We start from the raw sequence: 19,347 nt of genomic DNA on the forward strand, positions 1-19,347 counted from the left end.
TTACCGGGACGACGTCGTGCCGATGTCGTTGCGGTAAGTGTCGAGTAAGGCGACCGGGCCGAGCATGGCGCTTTTCGACAACCCGAAAGCGCTTCCATGCCACTCTCCGCCCCCTGCTTCCAGCGCCGCCTGGCGCATATTCCGCTGCTCGCCGCCGCCATGCTCTGCACGCTGCCGGCCCTGGCCCGGACGGGCGACGCCGCCCCCACCTCTTCCTGGGCGCTGGGCGTCGGCGCCATCTCGTTCGACAAGGCCTATGCCGGCATCGACCGCGAATACCTGGCGCTTCCCTTCGTCCAGTACGAGAACCGCTGGCTCTCGATCGCCGGCCCGCAAGTGGGCTTCAAGCTGCTCAGCCTCGACCCGGCGCCGGCGCACACCCTAAACCTCGACCTGGTGGTGCGCTACGACGGCAGCGGCTACGACGACGACGACATCGACGACACGCCGATCCTGGCCGGCATGCGCGAACGGAAAAGCGGCGTCTGGGCCGGTGCTAGAATCGAATGGAAGAGCCGGTGGGCCGATGTCAGCGCAGAAGCGCTGGGCGACGCCTCCGGCAACAGCAAGGGCAAGCGATTCAATCTCGGCGTGGAGAGGACATGGCATATCGGCGAGCGCGTGACGATCACGCCGCGCGTGACCGCGAGCTGGCAGGACGACAAATACGTCGACTATTACTACGGCGTGCGGGCCGACGAAGCGCGCGCCGGCCGCGCCGCCTACCGTGGCGAGTCGGGCGTGAACGCAGAAGTGGGACTGCGCGCGATGTATATGTTCGACCGGCGCCACGCCATCCTGGTCGACCTCGAAGTGTCGCGCCTGGCCGACGAGATCAAGGACAGCCCGCTGGTCGACCGCTCGACCGAGAACCGGGTGCTGGTCGGCTACCTGTACCGCTTCAGGTGAGCCGATGAGCCGTGTCCTCCTGATCGAAGACCACGAGCGCCTGGCCCAGCTGATCGCCAAGGGCCTGGCGGCGGCCGGCATCGCCGTCGACGTGGCCACGCGCATCGACGGCGCCTGGGCGTCCCTCCAGCAGATGTCCTACCAGGCCCTGATTCTCGACCGCGGACTGCCCGACGGCGACGGCCTGGCCCTGCTGGGCCGGATGCGCGCGGCCGGCTTAGGGCTCCCCTGCCTGGTGCTGACGGCGCGCGAGGCCCTGCACGACCGCGTCCAGGGCCTCGAGGCCGGCGCCGACGACTATCTCGCCAAGCCCTTCGCCATGGACGAGATGGTGGCGCGGGTGCGCGCCCTGCTGCGCCGGCCGGTGGAGTTCCGGCCCCTGGCGCATGCCCATGGCGACCTGGCGCTGCAGCCCGAAGGCGACCTGCTGTGCTGCGGCGAAGAGCGCATCACGCTGGCCCCGGCCGAGATGCAGATCATGCTGCTCCTGCTGCGCAAGCACGAGACCACCGTGCGCCGCGGCGCGCTGGAAGCGGCGGCCTGGGGCCTGAACGATGCCGTCACCCCGAATGCACTCGACGTCGCCCTGCACCGCCTGCGCCGCAAGCTGGCGGCAATCGGCTCGCGCCAGCGCATCGTCAACCTCAGGGGCATCGGTTATGTGCTGCGGGAGGAAGATGCGGCTCAATAGCATCCGCCTGAAGATCGTGATGGCCTTCGTGGCCGGCACACTGCTCAGCGTCATGCTGGTGGTGCTGGTCGCGGCCTTCGTCCTGCAGACCAATGTGCTGGCCCGGACCGACCTGGCGGACATGGCGCAGGACCTGTCGGCCAAGGTGTATGTCGAGCGGGACGGCAGGCTGCGCCTCGGGAACGACGAGCATCATGCCATCAAATGGGCCTTCGACAGCCTGGGGCGCGAAGTCGCCTACCGCGTCGTCGACCGCACCGGCAATGTGGCCCTGCTGTCCGAGGCGGGCCCGCGCTTCTGGCCGGCCGGCGTGCTGCCGGCAAGCGCGGGGCGCACCCGTTTCGAGTTCACCCGCGACGGCGTGACCTTCTTCGGCGCCAGCGAGCCGCTCGCGCTCGCAGGACGCGATGGCCTGTACCTGCAGGTGGCCGCCAGCAGCCGCATGATGTACCTGCTGCACCGGGTCGCCCTGCCGCTGGTGGCCTACGGCATTGCCCTGTTCACCCTGGTGCTGCTGGTCGCCTTCGGCCTGTGCACCTGGATCACCTTGCGCTATACCCTGAAGCCGCTGCAGGACGTGTCGGGGTCGGCGGCCGGCATCTCGCTACGCTCGATGCACGCGCGTCTGCGCACCGACGCGGTACCAAGCGAGATCGCGCCGCTGGTCGACAGCTTCAACCGGGTGCTCGAACGCCTCGAGCAGGCCTACCGCGCGCAGCAGGAATTCCTGGGCAACGCGGCGCACGAACTCAAGACGCCGCTGGCGATGATCCGGGCCCAGGTGGAGCTGGGGATCGATGGCGAGGCGGACCGCGCCGCGCTGTTGAAAGACGTCGCCTATATGTCGCGCCAGGTGCAGCAGTTGCTGCTGCTGGCCGAGGCCAGCGAGGCGACCAACTATGCGTTCGGCACGGTCAGGGTGAGAGAGGTCGCCGACGAGGCGATCGGCTACCTGCGGCGCATGGCCGAGGCGGCCGGCGTGAAGCTGGCGGTGTCCGCCATGGACGATGGGCTGACGTGGCAGGCCGACCGGGGCGCGCTGTTCACGCTGATGAAAAACCTGCTGGAGAATGCGATCGAACATGCGCCGGCCGGTTCGCGTGTGAGCGTGGAGATCGCTGCGGACAGCTTGTGCGTGCGCGACCACGGGCCGGGTGTCGAGACGGCGCAACTGGCGCTGCTCTTTGACCGCTTCTGGCGTGGAGCGCACCGGCGCGACCTTGGGGCGGGATTGGGACTGTCGATTTGCCAGGAGGTGGCGCGGGCCCATGGCTGGCGGCTCGCGGTGGAACGTGCCGAGCCTGGATTGCGTTTTACATTGTCAGCCCAAACACGTCGTTACTGACACTGGCAGTAACGACTCCCCGCGAAGGCGGGGACCCAAGTTGATCAGCGCAGCCACCAAAGTTTGCTTCAGTGGCGTGCATAAGAAATTGGGTCCCCGCCTGCGCGGGGACGACGTTTACAAGCTGGCAGTCAGGCTTACGCCTTCGGTCCGCCACCCAGCAGGAAGGCCAGCTTCTGCTTGGCCGGCTTGGCCGGCGCGTGCGGCGCGGCATCGAGATCCTTGCGCGGGCTGCTGGTCGGTTCGTAGGGCTTGAGGAACCACGGATCGACCTTTTCGCGGCGCGCGCCCGGACCGGGTCCGGAGCGCGGCGCACGCGCCGGGCCGCCACGCTCGCCGCGCTCATCGCCGCGGCGGGCGCCGCGTTCGGCGTCGCGCGAAGCGTAGTCGCGTCCACCTTCGCGTCCACCTTCGCGCGCGCCGAACTCACGGCCGCCTTCGCGAGCGCGGCTGCTCGGCGCCACGAAGCCTTCCAGCGTGCCGCGCGTGATGGTCTGCTTGATCAGCTTCTCGATGTCGGCCAGCAGGCGCTCGTCCTTGTCCGAGTACACCGACAGGGCGTCGCCCGAGGCGCCGGCGCGGCCGGTGCGGCCGATGCGGTGCACATAGTCTTCGGCGTTGTACGGCAGGTCGTAGTTGATCACGGCCGGCAGGTCGGAGATGTCGAGGCCGCGCGCGGCGACGTCGGTCGCCACCAGCACTTCGACGCTGCCGTTCTTGAACGCATCCAGCGCCGCCATGCGCTCCTGCTGGGTCTTGTCGCCGTGGATCGCCGACGCCTTGACGCCGCGCTTCTCGAGGTGGGTCGACAGACGCGAGGCGCCGATCTTGGTGTTCGAGAAGATGATCACCTGCTTCATGTCGCGCGAGCGGATCAGGTGCTCGACCACGTCGCGCTTCTGTTCCTCGTCGACCTTGTACACGATCTGCGTGACTTTCTCGGCGGTCGCGTTGCTGCGCGCGACTTCGATGGTCAGCGGATTGTTCAGGAAGGTGTTGGCCAGCTTCTTGATCTCGGGCGAGAAGGTGGCCGAGAACATCAGGTTCTGGCGTGCTTTTGGCAACAGGTTGATGATGCGCTGCAGGTCGGGCAGGAAGCCCATGTCGAGCATGCGGTCGGCTTCGTCCATCACCAGCATCTGCACCTGGCCCAGGCTGACGTTCTTCTGTTCGATGTGGTCCAGCAGGCGGCCCGGGGTGGCGATCACGATCTCGACGCCGCGGCGCAGGATCTCGGTCTGCGGCTTCATGTCCATGCCGCCGAACACCACGGTCGCGCGCAGCGGCGTGTGCCGGGCATAAGCCTTGACGTTGTCGGCCACCTGCACCGCCAGTTCGCGGGTCGGCACCAGCACCAGGGCGCGCACCGGATGGCGCGCCGGCGACATGCTGGCGTTCGCGTGCGGCATCAGCAATTGCAGGATCGGCAGCGAGAAGCCGGCGGTCTTGCCGGTGCCGGTCTGGGCCGCGCCCATCACGTCGCGGCCTTCGAGCACCACGGGAATCGCCTGGGCCTGGATCGGGGTCGGATGGACGTAACCCTGGTCCGAGAGCGCACGCAGGATTTCCGGCGCCAGGCCGAAGTCGGCGAAGCGTACCGTGGGAGCCTCGGCGGCGGCCGGAACGGCCGGCACGGCTGGCGCGGCGTCCGGGACGGCGGCGACGTCGTTGTTGTTCGCGTTATTGCTCGGAGAATCAGACATAGTTTTTGGTTGCATTCATTCGTTCAGCTCTACGATCGGGCATGTTCTCCCCATCGCGGGTCGAGAGACGCGCAGCGAAGGGAGGAACGGGAATAAGCCGGCGGACGGAACTACCCGGCGGCAAGCCGGCCGGCGGGCCGAATAAAGCGGACGTAGAGACACTTTTAGCGGGTGACACGATACCCGAAATCGCCACCCATGTATATGCCGGCCTGTTTTCTACACAGTTTACCAAAAGAAAGCCAATCCCTGCCGCAATGCAGCATAAGCCAGTTTACCGGGAGGCCGTCTCACCGCGTCCAGCCGCGTTGCTGGGCCGCGCGTTCGGCCACCGGATCGAGCACGGTGCCGGCGATGCGCGCGTCGATCGCCTCGCGCACGACGGGCGGCGGCTGGCTGCCGTCGACCCAGGCGGCCCCGCCGCCATCCTGGGCCAGCACCGGAATATTCCAGCGCCCGCCCTTCAGGCAGGCCAGGCCGGCGGTGGTGTCGACCACGAAGCTGCGGCAATAAGCGCCGTCTTTCGCGACGAAGGTGACGCCGATGCGCACCCCGCTGTCGGACGGCCCGGGGCTGGCCAGCTGGCCGTCCAGCGCCGCCACCAGCGGCCCGCGCGCCACCAGGGCGCCATCGACGTGGTCGAGCGTGGCCAGGCCGGGCGCCTGCGCCAGGCTGTGCCAGCCGAAGGCTCCCATGGCGGCGCCCGCCAGCAACGCCGCGCCGACCGTCACCCAGTGGCGCTTGCACCAATTGGTATAGGCAATCTGCGGCGGCGGCACCGTGCGGCCGGGGCGCAGGCTGTTGAGCTGCACCACCTTGGCCCCGCAGGGCGGCGCGCTGCGCTGCGCATGGTTGGCATCAATGCCGTTGGCGGAGACGCCAACGCGCGCGATGCGCGTATTGCCCTTGAGCTGCAGCTCGGCGCGGTGGTGGGCGATGCGCGCGGCCAGCACCGGATCGGCGCGCATGGCCCGTTCGACCGCCGCGCGCGCCGGTTCGGCGAGTTCGCCGTTGATGTACCCGATGAGAAGATCGTCAGAAAATTTCATTCCGGGCCCCTGCGCTGCTTCCTTAAGAAGTGATCAAGCCATGTTCATCCAGCACGTCATGCAGCAATTCGAGCCGGATTACGGGGTTGTCGAGCATCAGCATATGATGCTTTTGCTGGTTCGGCAGCGGCAGCAGCTCGCACCAGCGGTTGGCCACCCAGCCGCAGTCGTCGAGCCGGAACGGCGGCTGCACCGGCCAGCGGTGCTGGGGAACGTCTTGCAGCGAATTCAGTATCCGGTCGAGCGCATCGGAAGCGCCCTGCAGCTCGGAGGGGATGTTGACGCTGTGGTCGTCCTCGACCAGTTGCGCCTCGGCCATCCACAGGCCGTTGACGCGCTGCTCGGCGGTGACCACGGAAAAACGCGCGCCGCCGCGGCACAGCACCTGCAGCAGGCCGGGCGTCTCGGTGGTGGTTTCGGTAACCGAGGCGATGGTGCCGGCGGCCACGAAGCGCTCCTGCTCGGCATCGGGCCCGCGCACTTCTTGCCCATGCGTCAGCAGCACCACACCGAACGGGGTGTCTTCGAGGATGCAGCGGCTGATCATGTCGAGATAGCGCACCTCGAACACCTGCAGCGGCAACACCCCGTCCGGAAACAGCACCGTACTGAGCGGGAACAGTGGCATGGAAATCGTCGACATGGCCCCCATGATGACAGAATCGGGGCCATCGCGGGTGTACGATTGCGGCCGCCCGGGAGCACATTTACTCGTCCGGGGACCTCAGCGGCAGGTAGCGCACCCACTGGCGCAGCTCGTCCAGGCGCCAGCGAAGCCGGCCCCAGCCAGGGCCGGGCGCGTCCACCACCCTCACCCGCACCACCTTGCCGGCGACCGGCGGGCAGGCATACGTATATAGGCCGGCCTCGCCGAACGGCAGGCGCAGTTCGCGCCCCGGGCCGATCTTGAGCGGGCCGAATACCACCGGCGCCCTGCTTTCGTTGCGCAGCAGCAGCACGTCGCGCACGCCGCGCGTCAGGCGGATCTCGGACGGCAAGGTCAGCTCTCCGCCCACCGTGGACGGGAAGGCCAGCAGCAGTTCATGGCTGCCGCCGCGCAATGGGGCAAGCATGCCCAGCAGCAGCACCAGGCCGCACATTCCGGCCAGCATGGTCAGCGGCCAATGACGTTTCAGGGAAGAAGAGAAGACGGAACTCATCCCGCTTTCGCACTCTTGCAAGGCAGATATTTCAGATTAGAATGTTTCATTTAGCAAGGAGCATCCTTGTGCCCGGTTGACCAACTCCGTTGACAAAGGCGCAAAGTCGCGTGCGCCCCGTCAATCCAAGGATGCGTATGCTACGTAGTCCGGTCAATCCGATCAACCCCGCCGCCCCGGCTGCCACGCACAAGGACATGCAGCAGACCGCCAACCGCCCCCCAGCTCCGATGTCGGCCTCCGTTGCCGGCCACGCGCCACTCCTGATGGCGCTGCTGGTGTTCGTGCTGACCCTGCTGGTGACCTTCGGCGCCTGGTCCAGCGCCCAGCGCAGTGCCGAGGCCCAGCTGCATGAAGCCTTCGACTACCGCACCCGCGACATGGGTTACGCGATCGGACGCCGCCTGCTGGTCTACGAACAGGTGCTGCGCGGCGCGCGCGGCTACCTGCGCGGCTCGGTCGACCTGAGCCGCGCCGAATTCGCCGAGTACTACGAGGTGCTGCGCCTGGACCAGTCCTTCCCCGGCCTCGAGGCGCTGGCGGTCGCCACCCTGATCCCGCCCGGTGCGCTCGCCGCCCACGAAGACAAGGTGCGCGCCGAGGGCTTCCCCAATTACCGCGTGCACCCGGCCGATGGTGGCCAGCCGCAGACGGCAATCTCGCACATCGAACCGTTCAACGCGCGCAACCTGCGCGCCTTCGGCTACGACATGTACAGCGAACCGGTGCGGCGCGCGGCGATGGCGGCGGCGCGCGACAGCGGCCAGGCTGCGCTGAGCGGCAAGGTGGTGCTGGTGCAGGAAGGCGGCGCCAGCCTCGATGCGGGCTTCCTGATGTACCTGCCGGTGTACCGCAGCGGGCGCGACGTCGACACCGTCGAGCAGCGCCGCACGGCGCTGCTGGGCTGGATCTACTCGCCGTTTCGCATGAAGGACCTGATGCGCGGCGTGGGCGGTATCGCGGCGCCCCAGCTCGACGTCGAGATCTATGACGGCGACCACATGGCGCCTGATGCGCTGCTGTACCGCTCGCCCGGAGCCGACCGCGCCGGGGTGCCACGCTTTTCCACCGCCACCCGCATGGAGATGGCCGGCCGCACCTGGACCGTGCGGATGGCCTCCAGCGCCAGCCTCGAGGCCACGCTCGACCAGGATCGCCCGCAGATGGTGGCCGCCACCGGGGTCGTGCTGGGAGTCCTGGTCAGCCTGGTGGTGTGGCTGCTGGCCGGTTCGCGCCGCCGCGCGCTGCAACTGGCGCAGACGATGACGCTCGAACTGCGCGAATCGCACGACCGCATCGCGGCCGACGAGCGCCGCTTCAAGACGATCCTCGAGACCGCCCATGACGGCTTCGTCGCCATCGACCGCCAGGGCCGCATCACCGACTGGAATGCGCAGGCCACGCGCATCTTCGGCCTCGACGCCGCGCAGGCCATCGGCAGCCCGGCCGAGCTGCTGCTGCCGGAGGAAAGGCGGGCCGCCTTCCGCACCACGTTCGACGCCTTCGCGCGCGGCGGCGCCGGCCCCATGGCGGGCGAACCGACCGAGACCGAAGTGCTGCACGCCAGCGGCCAGAAGGTGCCGGTGGAGCTGGCGGTGGCCCTGCTGCCGCCGGGCGACGGCGCGGGCGCCACCGTGTTCGTGCGCGACATCACGCCGCGCCGCGAGGCCGAGGCGCGCGAGCTGCAGCGCCAGCAGCGCCTGGATGAGGCGCGCCAGGCGCTGGCCCGGGCCCAGAAGCTGGAAGCGGTCGGCAAGCTTACCGGCGGCGTGGCGCACGACTTCAACAACATCCTGCACATCATCAGCGCCAACGTGCAGCTGATGCTGCGCGCCGAGGGCCCGCCCAGCCGCAAGCGCCTGCACAATGTGCTCGACGCGGTGGAGCGCGGATCGAAGCTGGCCGGCCAGCTGCTCGCCTTCGCCCGCCGCCAACCGCTGCATCCGAGCGTGGTCGACGTGGCCCAGCTGCTCGAGCGCAGCGACAGCCTGCTGCAGCGCGCCGTCGGCGACGACATCGTGCTGGAACGCAGTGCCGCAGAAAACCTTTGGCCAACGCTGGTCGATCCGAACCAGCTCGAACACGTGCTGTTGAACCTGGTGATCAATGCGCGCGACGCGATGGAAGGCAACGGGCGCATCGCGCTGCGGCTGGCCAACCTGACGGTTGCCGCCGGCGCCAGCCAGCTCGAAGGCGAACCGGCGCCCGGCGACTACGTGATGATCACGGTCGCCGACAACGGCCACGGCATGCCGCCCGAGGTGATGGAACACGCCTTCGAACCCTTCTTCACTACCAAGCCAGAGGGCAAGGGCACGGGGCTCGGGTTGTCGATGGCGCACGGCTTCGTGCGCCAGAGCGGCGGCCAGATCCGGCTCGAGAGCACGCCTGGCGCCGGCACCACGGTGACGATCTACCTGCCGCGCCACACGACGAAGGTGGTGCTGGAGTCTACGAAACTTCATTCGTAGGGGGGACGGGGACGCCGAGTCGGCTCCGCCGTCCACGCGGTGATGGTTGGCGGCCAGTTCATTCGGCGCGAAATCGGAGCCGATGGCTATCACCGCGTGGACGGCAAGCCGTCCACCCTACCACCGTACGGTCATCCGACCCGCGTGCGATAGCTCCCCGAGATGCGGTTGCGGCCATGCGCCTTGGCGTCGTACATCGCCAGGTCGGCGCAATGCAGCAGCGCTTCGGCCGCCGCGGCGTCGCCGTCGCCGGCGCCGCAATCGGGATACAGCGCGTAACCGAGGCTGCCCGAGATGCGCAGGGTGCGCTCGCCATCCTCGAACGGCTGTTCCAGCCGCGCCAGGATGGTGGCCGCCACCCGCTCGGCGTCCTGGGGTTGCTGGCAGCGCGGCAGCAGCACCGCGAATTCGTCGCCGCCGACCCGCGCCAGCGTGTCCGATTCGCGCAGTGCCGCGCGCACCCGCTCGGCCACCATGCGCAGCAGGCGGTCTCCCACCGCGTGGCCATGGGTGTCGTTGACCGGCTTGAAGTTGTCCAGGTCAAAATAGACCAGGCCGACCTTGTGCCCTTCGCGGTCCGCGGCCAGGATGGCCTGGCGCATGCGGTCGTGCAGCAGCACGCGGTTGGGCAGGCCGGTGAGCGCATCCTCGTGCGCCATGCGCCGCATGCGCTGCTCTTCCTGCTTTCTCGCGTCGATGTTCGAGAAGGTGCCCACCATGCGCAATGGCTCGCCGCGCTCGCCCCGCTCGGTGACGGCGCCGCGCGCCTCGATCCAGCGCCAGAGCCCGTCGCGCGTGCGCAGCCGGTGTTCCATCGCATAGTCCGCAGTGAGGCCATCGACGTGGGCGCGCAGGGCCGCGCGCACCGTTTCCAGTTCGTCCGGGTGTACCAGCTCGGCCAGGCCCTGGTCGCCGAACCAGGACACCGTGGGATGCTCGCTGTCGAGAATGCGCTGGGCGCTCGGCGACAGCGTTGCGATTCCCGTCGTGACGTCGCAATCCCATACCCCGTCGCCGGCCGCGTTCAGGGCCAGCTTCCAGCGCGCCTCGGCCGCGGCCAGGGCCTTGAGCGCACGCCGGCGGCGGTCGGCCGCGCCGATCGCGGCCCAGCCCAGCACGGCCAGCACCAGCGACACCACCAGGCCGGTGCTGTGCATCACCGCGCGCTGCTGGGCAAAGCGCGCCTCGGCGTCCGTCACCGCCTGGCCCACCGTGACCACCAGGCCGTATTCGGGCAGCTTGCGCCAGGCGTAGAAGCGCTCGATATCATCCAGTCTGCTCGCCTTGCGGAAGGCGCCGCTGGCGCCGGTGTCGCGCGTCTGCGGCGCATCGGGAATCACTGCGCCCATATGGCGGTTGCCGTCCGCGCGCGAACTGCGCGCGATCACGGTGGCGTCCAGGCGCATCAGGCTCACGATGGCGTCCGGGCCGAGGTCGATGCTGTCGTAGAAGCGCAGGAAGTATTCCGGCCGGATCGCCACCGCGATCACGCCGGCCAGGCGGCCATCGGCGGCGCGAATCGGGCGCGTAAACTGCACCACCCACTGCTGCGAGAGACGGTTGCGCTCGGGACGGCTGACGTAGAGCCGGTCGCCGCCGCGCTCGCGGTGGACCGCGAACTGGCGCAGGTCGCCCAGCGCCAGGCCTTGCGGCGCCGTGACGCCGCCGACCGCGGCGTCGGTGTACAGCAGGCGGCCCTCGGGATCGGTGACGGTGATGTGCATCGGCACCCGCAGGTGGCGCGCATGCTCGGCCACGCTGCGCGCGAAGTTGGCGGGGTCGCGCTGCCAGGTGCCGCGCAACTGGATCAGAGACAGGTCGACCAGGGCGACGGTCGCCTTGACTTCTTCGGAAAAGGCGCGCGACAGGTTCCTCACATTGGCCTGGGCGCCGCTCTCGGCCAGGGTCGCGAAGCGCGCCTGCTCCACCGCCACGCCGCCCCACACGACGGCCAGCATCAGCGCCAGGTAGAGCGCGAGCTGGCGCAGCACGCGCCGGCGAAAATAGCCGCCGAACATGGCCACGATGGGATTGGACGATGTGGAATAAGGCATGGAAGACGGTGGCCGGCGCGAGCCGGACGGCAATCGGACAGCAGGCGGAAAGGGAGGCCGGGCGTAGAACGATTCCTGCCACTGCCGAACAGACGCGCCCGTCGTCGAGCCGGCCATTATACCGAGTTAGCGCCCTTAAGTTGCAAAACGGAACTTAAAGTTGCATATTGATATTCCCGACTGTTTCCTTTTTGCATAATCAGATCGGCAATAGTGCAAACATGACACCCCGTGGCGCCGGATGCTAGAGTGGCGGCATGAAACTGTTCTATAACGTTGTCGGGGTGCTGGCCGTCCTGCTGGGCATCCTCGGCATCTTCCTGCCGCTGTTGCCGACCACGCCCTTCCTTCTGCTGGCCTCGGCCTGCTTCGCGCGCGGCTCCGTTCGCCTGCACCGCTGGCTGCTGGCCCATCCCGTGTTCGGCAAATACCTCGCCAATTTCGAAGCCGGTCACGGCATTCCGCTCAAGGGCAAGATCGTCGCCACCGTGATGCTGTGGGGCTCGATGGCGTGGTCGACGCGCCATTTCGACAGCATCGCGATCCTGATCTCGATGATCGCGATCGGCGCCTGCGTGAGCACGTATATGTGGTGGTATCTGCCGACGCTCAAGTTGCCGCCGAACGCCGAGCCCGACGAGGAATCCCAGGCCGGACGTTAGAAAATTTCATGTCGCCGCCGATTTTGTACTATTATTAGTTACATGAAACGCGACAGCAAACTTTCTTCCGTCCTCCACGTGCTGCTGCACCTGGCCCACAGCGAGCGCCCGATGACCTCGGAGCAGATGGCCGGCATGCTCGACACCAATCCGGTGCTGGTGCGGCGCGTGCTGGCCGGGCTGCGCGAGCGCGGCTACATCAGTTCCGAGCGCGGCCACGGCGGCGGCTGGACCGTCACCTGCGACCTGGCCACGGTGACCCTGCGCGACGTCTACGACGCGGTCGGCGCGCCCACCGTGTTCGCAATGGGCAACCGCAACGAGCACAGCGCATGCCTGGTCGAGCAGGTGGTCAACGCCTCGCTCGCGGACGCCTTCCAGGAAGCCGAGGCGCTGCTGGTGAGACGCCTCGGCGACGTGACGCTGGCCGACCTGTCGCGCGATTTCAATCTTCGTTACGACAACCATCCGCACAGGAGACCCGAGCATGAACATGCCCCTGGATGAATACGACGCCATCGTCATCGGCGGCAGCTATGCCGGCCTGTCGGCCGCCCTGCAACTGGCGCGGGCGCGCCGCAAGGTGCTGGTGATCGATGGCGGCCAGCGCCGCAACCGCTTCGCCAGCGACTCGCATGGCTTCCTGACCCGCGATGGCCAGCCGGCCGAAGCCATCGCGCGCGAAGGCCGCGCCAACGTCGCCGCCTATCCGAACGTGGCCTGGCATGACGGGCTGGCGACGGCGGTACGTGCGGACGGGGATGGCTTCCTGGTCTGCCTCGATGGGGAGCCAAGGCCGGGCGTGCGCGGCCGGCGCCTGGTGCTGGCCACCGGCGTACGCGACGAACTGCCGCCGATCGAGGGCCTGGCCGAACGCTGGGGCAATAGCGTGTTCCACTGTCCCTACTGCCACGGCTATGAACTGGACGAAGGCCGCATCGGCGTGCTGGCGAGCGGCCCGCTGTCGGTGCACCAGGCGCAAATGCTGCCGCACTGGGGCCAGGTGACCCTGTTCACCAACGGCGTGTGCCCGCTCGACGAAGCGCAACGGGCCGACCTCGCCGAACGCGGTGTGCAGGTGGACGAGACCCCGGTCGCGCGGCTTGCCGACCACGCCACCGTGGTGCTGGCCGACGGCCGGCGGGAAGCGATGGCCGGCCTGTTTACCTTTGGCCGCGTGCACATGGCCAGCCCGGTCGCCGGGGACCTCGGCTGCGCCTTCGACCAAGGACCGCTGGGCCCTCGCATCCGCACCGACGAGGCCCGCCAGACCACGGTGCCGGGCGTGTTCGCCGGCGGCGACGCCATGCGCGCCGCCAACTCGGTGGCGCTCGCCGTGGCCGATGGCGCGATGGCCGGCGTCGGCGCCCACCGCTCGCTGCTGTTCGGCCTGGCGCCGCAGCACTAGGCCTGGCCCTTTCGGCCGGCGTCAGCAGGCGTCGACATAGTGGCCGCGCGCGTCGGCCGGATAGCTGACCACGATCCGTTCGGTGGCTTCGTCGGCCTCGTAGCGCACCCACACCAGGCCGTCGCGCGATTCGAAGCGCTCTGGCGTGGTCGCCACCAGCGGGATCTGGTGCCAGCGGCCGAAGTCGGCCACCACCTGCTGGTCACCGGCCGCAATCCCGAGCTTCTGGCCGTTGGACAGCCGGTAGACGCCGTCGATCGACTCGAGCACTTCGGCGTCGGGCGTCACCCGCTGCGGTGGCGGCCCGATGCGCGAACAGCTGATGCCGGCAACGGGCACCTGCATCTCTTGCAATACCGGCGCAGCGAAAGCAGGCGGCGCTGCACCCAGCAATGCGACAACAGCCGCCGCGGACGCGGTGGCAATGGCGTTCTTGCGCATGTCGTTCTCCTTCGTCGAGTCGGGCATGGCCGGCCGGTTGGCGGCGTTCCCGTTTCGTATGACACCGTGGCCCACCCCAAGTTCTGGCTGCGCGACGGCCAGGACCGCGTTGCCGGATAATGGAGGCCGTCACACCACGAGAATACGTCATGGAACTCATCTTCCTCGGCACGTCGGCCGGCACGCCGACCCGGCAACGCAATATGTCCAGCCTGGCGCTGCGCCTGCGCGGCGCGCGCGCGTGGGTGCTGGTCGACTGCGCCGAAGGCACCCAGCACCGCATCCTGCGCACGCCGCTCTCGGTGATGAGCCTGCGCGCCGTGTTCATCACCCATATGCACGGAGACCACTGCTACGGCCTGCCCGGCCTGCTGGCCAGCGCCGGCCTGCTGGGCCGCAGCGATCCGTTGACGATCGTCGGCCCGCCGCCGCTGCGCGCCATGATCGAATGCATCATGCAGGCCAGCGAATTGAGCCTGCCCTTCCCGCTCGTCTGGTTCACACCCGACGACCTGGCTGCCGGCCCGCTGCTGCCTGAGCTGGCGGTCGACGCCACCGCGCTGTCGCACCGCATCCCGTGCTGGGCCTACGGCTTCGCCGAGGCCGCGGTCGAGCGCCGGATCGACACCGGGAAACTGCGGGCCGACGCGGTCCCATCGTCGGCGCTGTGGGGCGAGATCCAGCACGGCCGCGACGTGGTCCTGCCAGATGGCCGCGCCATCAAGGCCCTCGATTACCTGCTGCCGCCGCGGCGCGCGCGCCGCATCGTGGTCGCGGGCGACAACGACAGCCCGGCCCTGCTGGCCACCAGCGCGCAGGGCGCCGACGTGCTGGTGCACGAGGCGACCTATACCGAGGAAGTGCTGCAGAAGATCGGGCCCGGGCCGCAGCACAGTTCGGCGATGCGGATCGCGCATTTCGCCGAAGGGGCCGGCGTGCGCAACCTGGTGCTGACCCATTTCAGCCCACGCTACCAGGACGGCGGCCCGCTGCCGCTGTCGCTGCTCGCGGACGAAGCGCGCGCCCAGTATGGCGGCCGCCTGCTGCTGGCGCGCGACCTCGATCACTACGTGCTCGATCGCACCGGCGAGCTGCGGCTGGCGGTCGAATAGATTCATGGCGCCCGAACAACCCTGCTGCTCCACCCAGATGGTTACTGGTCAATCGGCAAACTGCGTTTGCTGGCCGAGCGGCATGCTCGGCCCACGCTATTGCTCGACTTGCTGACGCCATCCATCCAAGCTGGGGCCAGGCACGCGGTCGGCGACAGGCGCCGGTCTCAGGTCTTGCGCGGCAGCAGGTCGCGCACTACCGCATTGAGGCGCTCGACCGACATCGGCTTGCCGAGGTGGGCCGAGAAGCCCGCCGCCCGCGCGCGCGCGATGTCGGCATCGCGCCGCATGCCGGTGATCGCGATCGCCGGCAGGTTCGCCAGCTTCGGCACGGCGCGCACCATGCGCAGGAACTCGTAGCCGTCGATCTCGGGCATGGAGATATCCGAGATCAACAGATCGACGTCGTGCTGCGCGAGGATGTCCATGCCGGCCCGGGCGCTGGTGGCCTCGAACACGACGGCGCCGCTCATCTCGAGCAGCGACTTGAACACCATCAGCATGTCTTCCATGTCGTCGACCACCAGGATGCGCAGGCCGCACAGGTCTTCCGCGCCGCCATCGCCGCCGCCGCCGGGCAGCGCCTTGCTGTCGAACAGCGGCAGCCACACCGAAAAACATGCGCCCTTGCCCACGCCCTCCGAGCTGGCCTCGACCCGGCCGCCATGCAGGGCCACGATCTCGCGCACCAGCGCCAAACCGATTCCCAGGCCGCCCTTGGAGCGCGTCGTCACGGCCATGCTCTGGCCATACATATCGAATACATGCGGCAGGAAGGATGGCGCAATGCCCTGGCCGGAGTCACGCACGTCGATCCGCACCGACTCTGCCTCGTGCGCCAGGTGGACCTCGATGCTCCCGCCGCTCGGGGTGAACTTGATGGCGTTGCTGAGCAGGTTCATCACCACCTGTTCGATGCGCACCACATCGGCCAGCACCGGCAAGCCGTCGGCGCCGCCGGAAAACATGATCTGGATGCCGCCGGCCGCCGGATCGTTGCGCGCCGCCTCGACCAGGTCTTGCAGCATCACGTCGAGCACGACCGGGGCCATGGTCAGCGTCAGCTTGCCGGTGCGCACCCGCGACATGTCCATCAGGTCGTCGATGATCTTGGCCTGGCTCATGACCGAGCTGCGGATGATCGATGCGGCGCGCATGAATTTCTGCGACTGGCGCAGTTCGGGCATGCGCGAGAGTAATTCGACGTTAATGTGGATCATGTTGAGCGGATGGCGCAGCTCGTGCGACATCACCGCCAGGAATTCGTCCTTGAGCGCGGCCGCGCTCTCGGCATCGCAGCGCACCGACTGTTCGTGGTTGAGGGCCTGTTCGCGTTCCTTGCCCTGGCGCTCGCGCGCCGTCTCGTCGCGCGCGATCTTGGCGTAGCCATAGAAGTCGCCGTTGCGCAGCGGGGTGGTGACGCCGCTGCAATAGAAGCGGCTGCCATCCTTGCGCAGGTGCCAGCGCTCATCCTCGGCGCGGCCGTCCTCGAGGGCGCGGCGCAGCTCGTCCTGGGGCACGCCGGCCGCCACGTCCTCGGGCACGAACAGCGGATCGAGCGCACGCCCGTGCATTTCGTCGGCGGTATAGCCGAACAGCGTCTCGGCGCCCTTGTTCCAGCTGGTGACGCGGCCTTCTTCGTCGAGCGTGACGATGGCGTAGTCCCTGGCGCTTTCGGCCACCATCCGCATGCGCGCCTCGCTGGCGCGCGCCTGCTCCTCGGCCTGGCGGCGCGCCGTGATGTCGAAGTAGGTCATCACCGCGCCTTCGATGCGGTCTTCGTTGGTGCGATACGGCAGCAGGCGCACGATGTAGCAGCGCCCCTCGTGGCTGCGCACTTCGCGCTCGACCGGGCGCAGGGTCTCGAAGGTCGCGCTGACGTCCTCGGCCAGCTGGTCGTAATCGAGCTTGTGGGTCAGGTCGAGCAGCGAGCGGCCGACATCGGTCGCGATGATCGAGAACAGGTCGGCCGCGCGCGGCGTGAAGCGCTTGATGCGCAGGCCGCTGTCGACAAAGATGGTGGCGATGTCAGTCGACGCGATCAGGTTGTTCAGGTCGTCGTTGGCCTTGCCGGTCTCCTCGACCTTGACCTTGAGCTCGTAATTGACCGTCACCAGCTCTTCATTGACCGACTGCAGCTCTTCCTTGCTGGTTTCCAGTTCCTCGGTGGCCGAGCGCAGCTCTTCGTTGATAGCCTGCAGTTCTTCGTTGGACGCGCGCAGCTCTTCGGTGGAGATCTCGGAATACTCGATCGTCTCTTGCAGCTGCTCGCGCTTGCGCTGCAGCTCGGCCTCGAGCTGCGACAGCACCACGTCATGGCCGCCGTTCTGGCGCGGCGCCGCCACCGCGCCGGCTTGCTCTTCCATGCGCCTGAACAGCACCAGCAGGTAGTCGGCCTCGGCCTCCTCGTCGCGGTAGGCGCTCACCGTCACGGCGACCGTCCCCAGCGACGGGCCTTCGCTCAGGTCGACCGGCTGGCAGGCGATGCTGCCGCCGTTCTGGGCCACCTGGTAAATGGCCGAGCGCAACTCCATGCGCAGTCCGGGCAGCACCAGCGCCAGCAGGCTGCGCGACGGTTCGCCAGCCGCCATCCGCAGGTATTTGCCGGCTTGTTCGGCCACGTGCACCAGGTTGCCGTCGCGGTCGATCACCACCGAGGGCGGCGCCAGCTGCGCCAGCGCGCGGTGATGCATTTCGGCATAGGTGGCGGTGCGCTTGCCGGGCGGCTTGGGCCGGCTGATCTCGGGCAGGCGCACGCCGTACAGGGCCGACGACGGATTGTCGTGATGCACCTGGCGCCCGTCGGTACGGGCTCGGTAGATGCGATTCTTCTTATCGACCGGAATGAAATACTCGGCCACCGACTCGGCCGACTCGGACGAGCCCAGGAACAGGTAGCCGCCTGGCCTGAGCGCGAAATGGAAGGTCTGTAACACGCGCACCTGCATGTCGCGGTTGAGGTAGATCAGCAGGTTGCGGCACGAGATCAGGTCGAGGCGCGAGAAAGGCGGATCGCGCAGCAGGTTGTGCGAGGCAAACAGGATGCGGTCGCGCAGGGTCTTGCGAATCTGGTAGCGCTCGTCTTCGCGCTTGAAATAATGGCGCAGGCGGGTCGGCGCCACGTCGGTGATGATCGACCCCGGATAGTTGCCGCTGCGCGCGGTGTGGATCGCTTCTTCGTCGATATCGGAGGCAAATACCTGGAAGACCGGGGGCTTTTCCATCAGCGCCGCCTGCTCGGCCATCAGCATTGCCAGCGAGTAGGCTTCCTCGCCGGTGGAGCAGGCCGCGACCCAGGCCCGCACTTCATCGGCGGCGCCGCGGTCCTTGAACAGCTCGGGAATGATGTCGCGCTCGAGCGATTCGAACGCTTCGCGGTCGCGGAAGAAGTTGGTGACGCCAATGAGCATATCGTCGAGCAAGGCCTTGTTCTCCGTGGCGTCGTGAAGCAGCAGGTCGCGATAGGCGGGCAGGGTCGGCGACTGTTTCACCTGCATGCGGCGCTCGATCCGGCGCAGCACGGTGGCGCGCTTGTAGTGGCGGAAATCGTGGCCGGTACGCATCAGCAGCGATCCGATCACCTCATGCAGGGCGGCCTCGCTCTCGGCTTCCTGCTCGGGCAGCAATGGCGCATGCTCCGTCACTGCCTCGGGACTGCCGGGGATCGGCAGCTGGATGCGCTTGGCGTTATCCCACAGGTCGATCAGCTTTTGCGGAATATCGGTGACCGGCAGGATGAAGTCGACGGCGCCGGTACGGATCGCGGCGCCGGGCATGCCTTCGTGCTCGGCGTCGGCCAACGACTGCACGATGGTCACGCCGCCCTGCTCCTTGATCCGGCTGATGCCGACCGCACCATCGGTGCCGGTGCCGGAGAGCACCACCGCGATTGCGCGTTCGCGGTGCACCTGGGCCAGGGTGCGGAAGAACAGGTCGATGGCCACGTGCTGGCCGCGTGGACGCTGCAGTTCCTCGACGATCAGCATGCCGTCCGACATGGTCAGGTGCAGATTGGGGGCGATCACATACACGTGGCCGGGTTCGATCTTGACACGCGAGGTGACCTGGACCACCGGCATGCGGGTGGTGCGCTGCAAGATGGCATCGGCCGAGCTCGGGTGCTTTGGCGACAGGTGGAGCACGACGACGAACGCCAGCTCGTGCGACGCAGGCATGCCTTCGAACAGCCGCTGCAGGGCCGGCAGGCCGCCAGCGGAAGCGCCGATGCCGATCACGGGGAAAGGCAGCGTGCTGGGGACGACGTCAGGTTCGGTAGGCATGACGTTTGTCATGAAAGCAGTGTCGGACATCGTTAGCTCGATCATTGGATTGACTGCGAGTC

15 protein-coding genes are annotated in these 19,347 nt (G+C 68.1%); 8 read left to right on the forward strand and 7 right to left on the reverse strand.

Features of this window, described 5'->3' with window-relative positions; all coding sequences use genetic code 11:
• Window positions 1-96: 96 nt before the first annotated feature.
• The 3 genes from SOM28_RS04320 to SOM28_RS04330 are packed head-to-tail and all read left to right on the forward strand — an operon-like array spanning window position 97 to window position 2,945.
• Complete coding sequence (locus tag SOM28_RS04320; protein ID WP_123069652.1) at window positions 97-909, forward strand: MipA/OmpV family protein; 813 nt, start codon at window positions 97-99, stop codon at window positions 907-909.
• Window positions 910-913: 4 nt separating this feature from the next.
• Window positions 914-1,600, forward strand: a complete 687-nt coding sequence (locus tag SOM28_RS04325) for a response regulator transcription factor (RefSeq protein ID WP_320467346.1) — start codon at window positions 914-916, stop codon at window positions 1,598-1,600.
• The gene (locus SOM28_RS04330; protein ID WP_320467347.1) at window positions 1,587-2,945 is read left to right on the forward strand and encodes a sensor histidine kinase; all 1,359 of its coding nucleotides are present in this window, start codon (window positions 1,587-1,589) and stop codon (window positions 2,943-2,945) included. The genes SOM28_RS04325 and SOM28_RS04330 overlap by 14 nt, the downstream gene beginning before the upstream one ends.
• A gap of 137 nt (window positions 2,946-3,082) precedes the next feature.
• Here SOM28_RS04330 and SOM28_RS04335 read toward each other — a convergent pair whose 3' ends face one another.
• From SOM28_RS04335 to SOM28_RS04350, 4 genes are all read right to left on the reverse strand, one after another.
• A complete protein-coding gene (locus SOM28_RS04335) occupies window positions 3,083-4,648 on the reverse strand; it encodes a DEAD/DEAH box helicase (RefSeq protein ID WP_320467348.1) in 1,566 nt (521 codons plus the stop codon).
• Window positions 4,649-4,938: 290 nt separating this feature from the next.
• Window positions 4,939-5,697, reverse strand: coding sequence for an anti-sigma factor (locus SOM28_RS04340; RefSeq protein ID WP_320467349.1), 759 nt, complete (start codon window positions 5,695-5,697; stop codon window positions 4,939-4,941).
• A gap of 22 nt (window positions 5,698-5,719) precedes the next feature.
• Window positions 5,720-6,340: an LON peptidase substrate-binding domain-containing protein gene (locus tag SOM28_RS04345; RefSeq protein WP_320467350.1), complete on the reverse strand. Its 621-nt coding sequence runs from the start codon at window positions 6,338-6,340 to the stop codon at window positions 5,720-5,722.
• A 64-nt stretch (window positions 6,341-6,404) separates the two neighbouring features.
• Complete coding sequence (locus SOM28_RS04350; protein ID WP_320467351.1) at window positions 6,405-6,857, reverse strand: hypothetical protein; 453 nt, start codon at window positions 6,855-6,857, stop codon at window positions 6,405-6,407.
• Between the two features lie 137 nt (window positions 6,858-6,994).
• Between SOM28_RS04350 and SOM28_RS04355 the strand changes: the two genes are divergently transcribed.
• Window positions 6,995-9,328, forward strand: a complete 2,334-nt coding sequence (locus SOM28_RS04355; RefSeq protein WP_320467352.1) for a CHASE domain-containing protein — start codon at window positions 6,995-6,997, stop codon at window positions 9,326-9,328.
• A gap of 131 nt (window positions 9,329-9,459) precedes the next feature.
• Here the strand turns inward: SOM28_RS04355 and SOM28_RS04360 are convergent, their stop codons facing one another.
• Window positions 9,460-11,382, reverse strand: coding sequence for a sensor domain-containing diguanylate cyclase (locus tag SOM28_RS04360; protein ID WP_320467353.1), 1,923 nt, complete (start codon window positions 11,380-11,382; stop codon window positions 9,460-9,462).
• Between the two features lie 257 nt (window positions 11,383-11,639).
• Here SOM28_RS04360 and SOM28_RS04365 point away from each other — a divergent pair, with 257 nt between their 5' ends.
• Genes SOM28_RS04365 through SOM28_RS04375 form a run of 3 tightly spaced genes read left to right on the forward strand, consistent with a single transcriptional unit; the run spans window position 11,640 to window position 13,452 of the window.
• On the forward strand, window positions 11,640-12,044 hold the full coding sequence (locus SOM28_RS04365; RefSeq protein ID WP_320467354.1) for a YbaN family protein: 405 nt from the start codon (window positions 11,640-11,642) through the stop codon (window positions 12,042-12,044).
• A gap of 42 nt (window positions 12,045-12,086) precedes the next feature.
• A complete protein-coding gene (locus tag SOM28_RS04370) occupies window positions 12,087-12,551 on the forward strand; it encodes an Rrf2 family transcriptional regulator (protein ID WP_320467355.1) in 465 nt (154 codons plus the stop codon).
• Window positions 12,538-13,452: an NAD(P)/FAD-dependent oxidoreductase gene (locus SOM28_RS04375; RefSeq protein ID WP_414675163.1), complete on the forward strand. Its 915-nt coding sequence runs from the start codon at window positions 12,538-12,540 to the stop codon at window positions 13,450-13,452. The genes SOM28_RS04370 and SOM28_RS04375 overlap by 14 nt, the downstream gene beginning before the upstream one ends.
• Before the next feature lie 21 nt (window positions 13,453-13,473).
• On the opposite strand, the gene SOM28_RS04380 is transcribed toward SOM28_RS04375, so the two are convergent.
• Complete coding sequence (locus tag SOM28_RS04380; RefSeq protein WP_320467357.1) at window positions 13,474-13,893, reverse strand: hypothetical protein; 420 nt, start codon at window positions 13,891-13,893, stop codon at window positions 13,474-13,476.
• Between the two features lie 149 nt (window positions 13,894-14,042).
• Here SOM28_RS04380 and SOM28_RS04385 point away from each other — a divergent pair, with 149 nt between their 5' ends.
• Entirely contained in the window at window positions 14,043-15,005 is a 963-nt protein-coding gene (locus tag SOM28_RS04385) for a ribonuclease Z (RefSeq protein WP_320467358.1), read from the forward strand.
• A 167-nt stretch (window positions 15,006-15,172) separates the two neighbouring features.
• On the opposite strand, the gene SOM28_RS04390 is transcribed toward SOM28_RS04385, so the two are convergent.
• Window positions 15,173-19,285 (reverse strand): CheR family methyltransferase, encoded by a 4,113-nt coding sequence (locus tag SOM28_RS04390; protein WP_320467359.1) that lies wholly within the window; start codon window positions 19,283-19,285, stop codon window positions 15,173-15,175.
• Window positions 19,286-19,347 lie beyond the last annotated feature (62 nt).

It is taken from the genome of Massilia sp. CFBP9026, assembly GCF_034045165.1.
In the GTDB taxonomy this organism is placed as follows: domain Bacteria; phylum Pseudomonadota; class Gammaproteobacteria; order Burkholderiales; family Burkholderiaceae_D; genus Telluria; species Telluria arenae.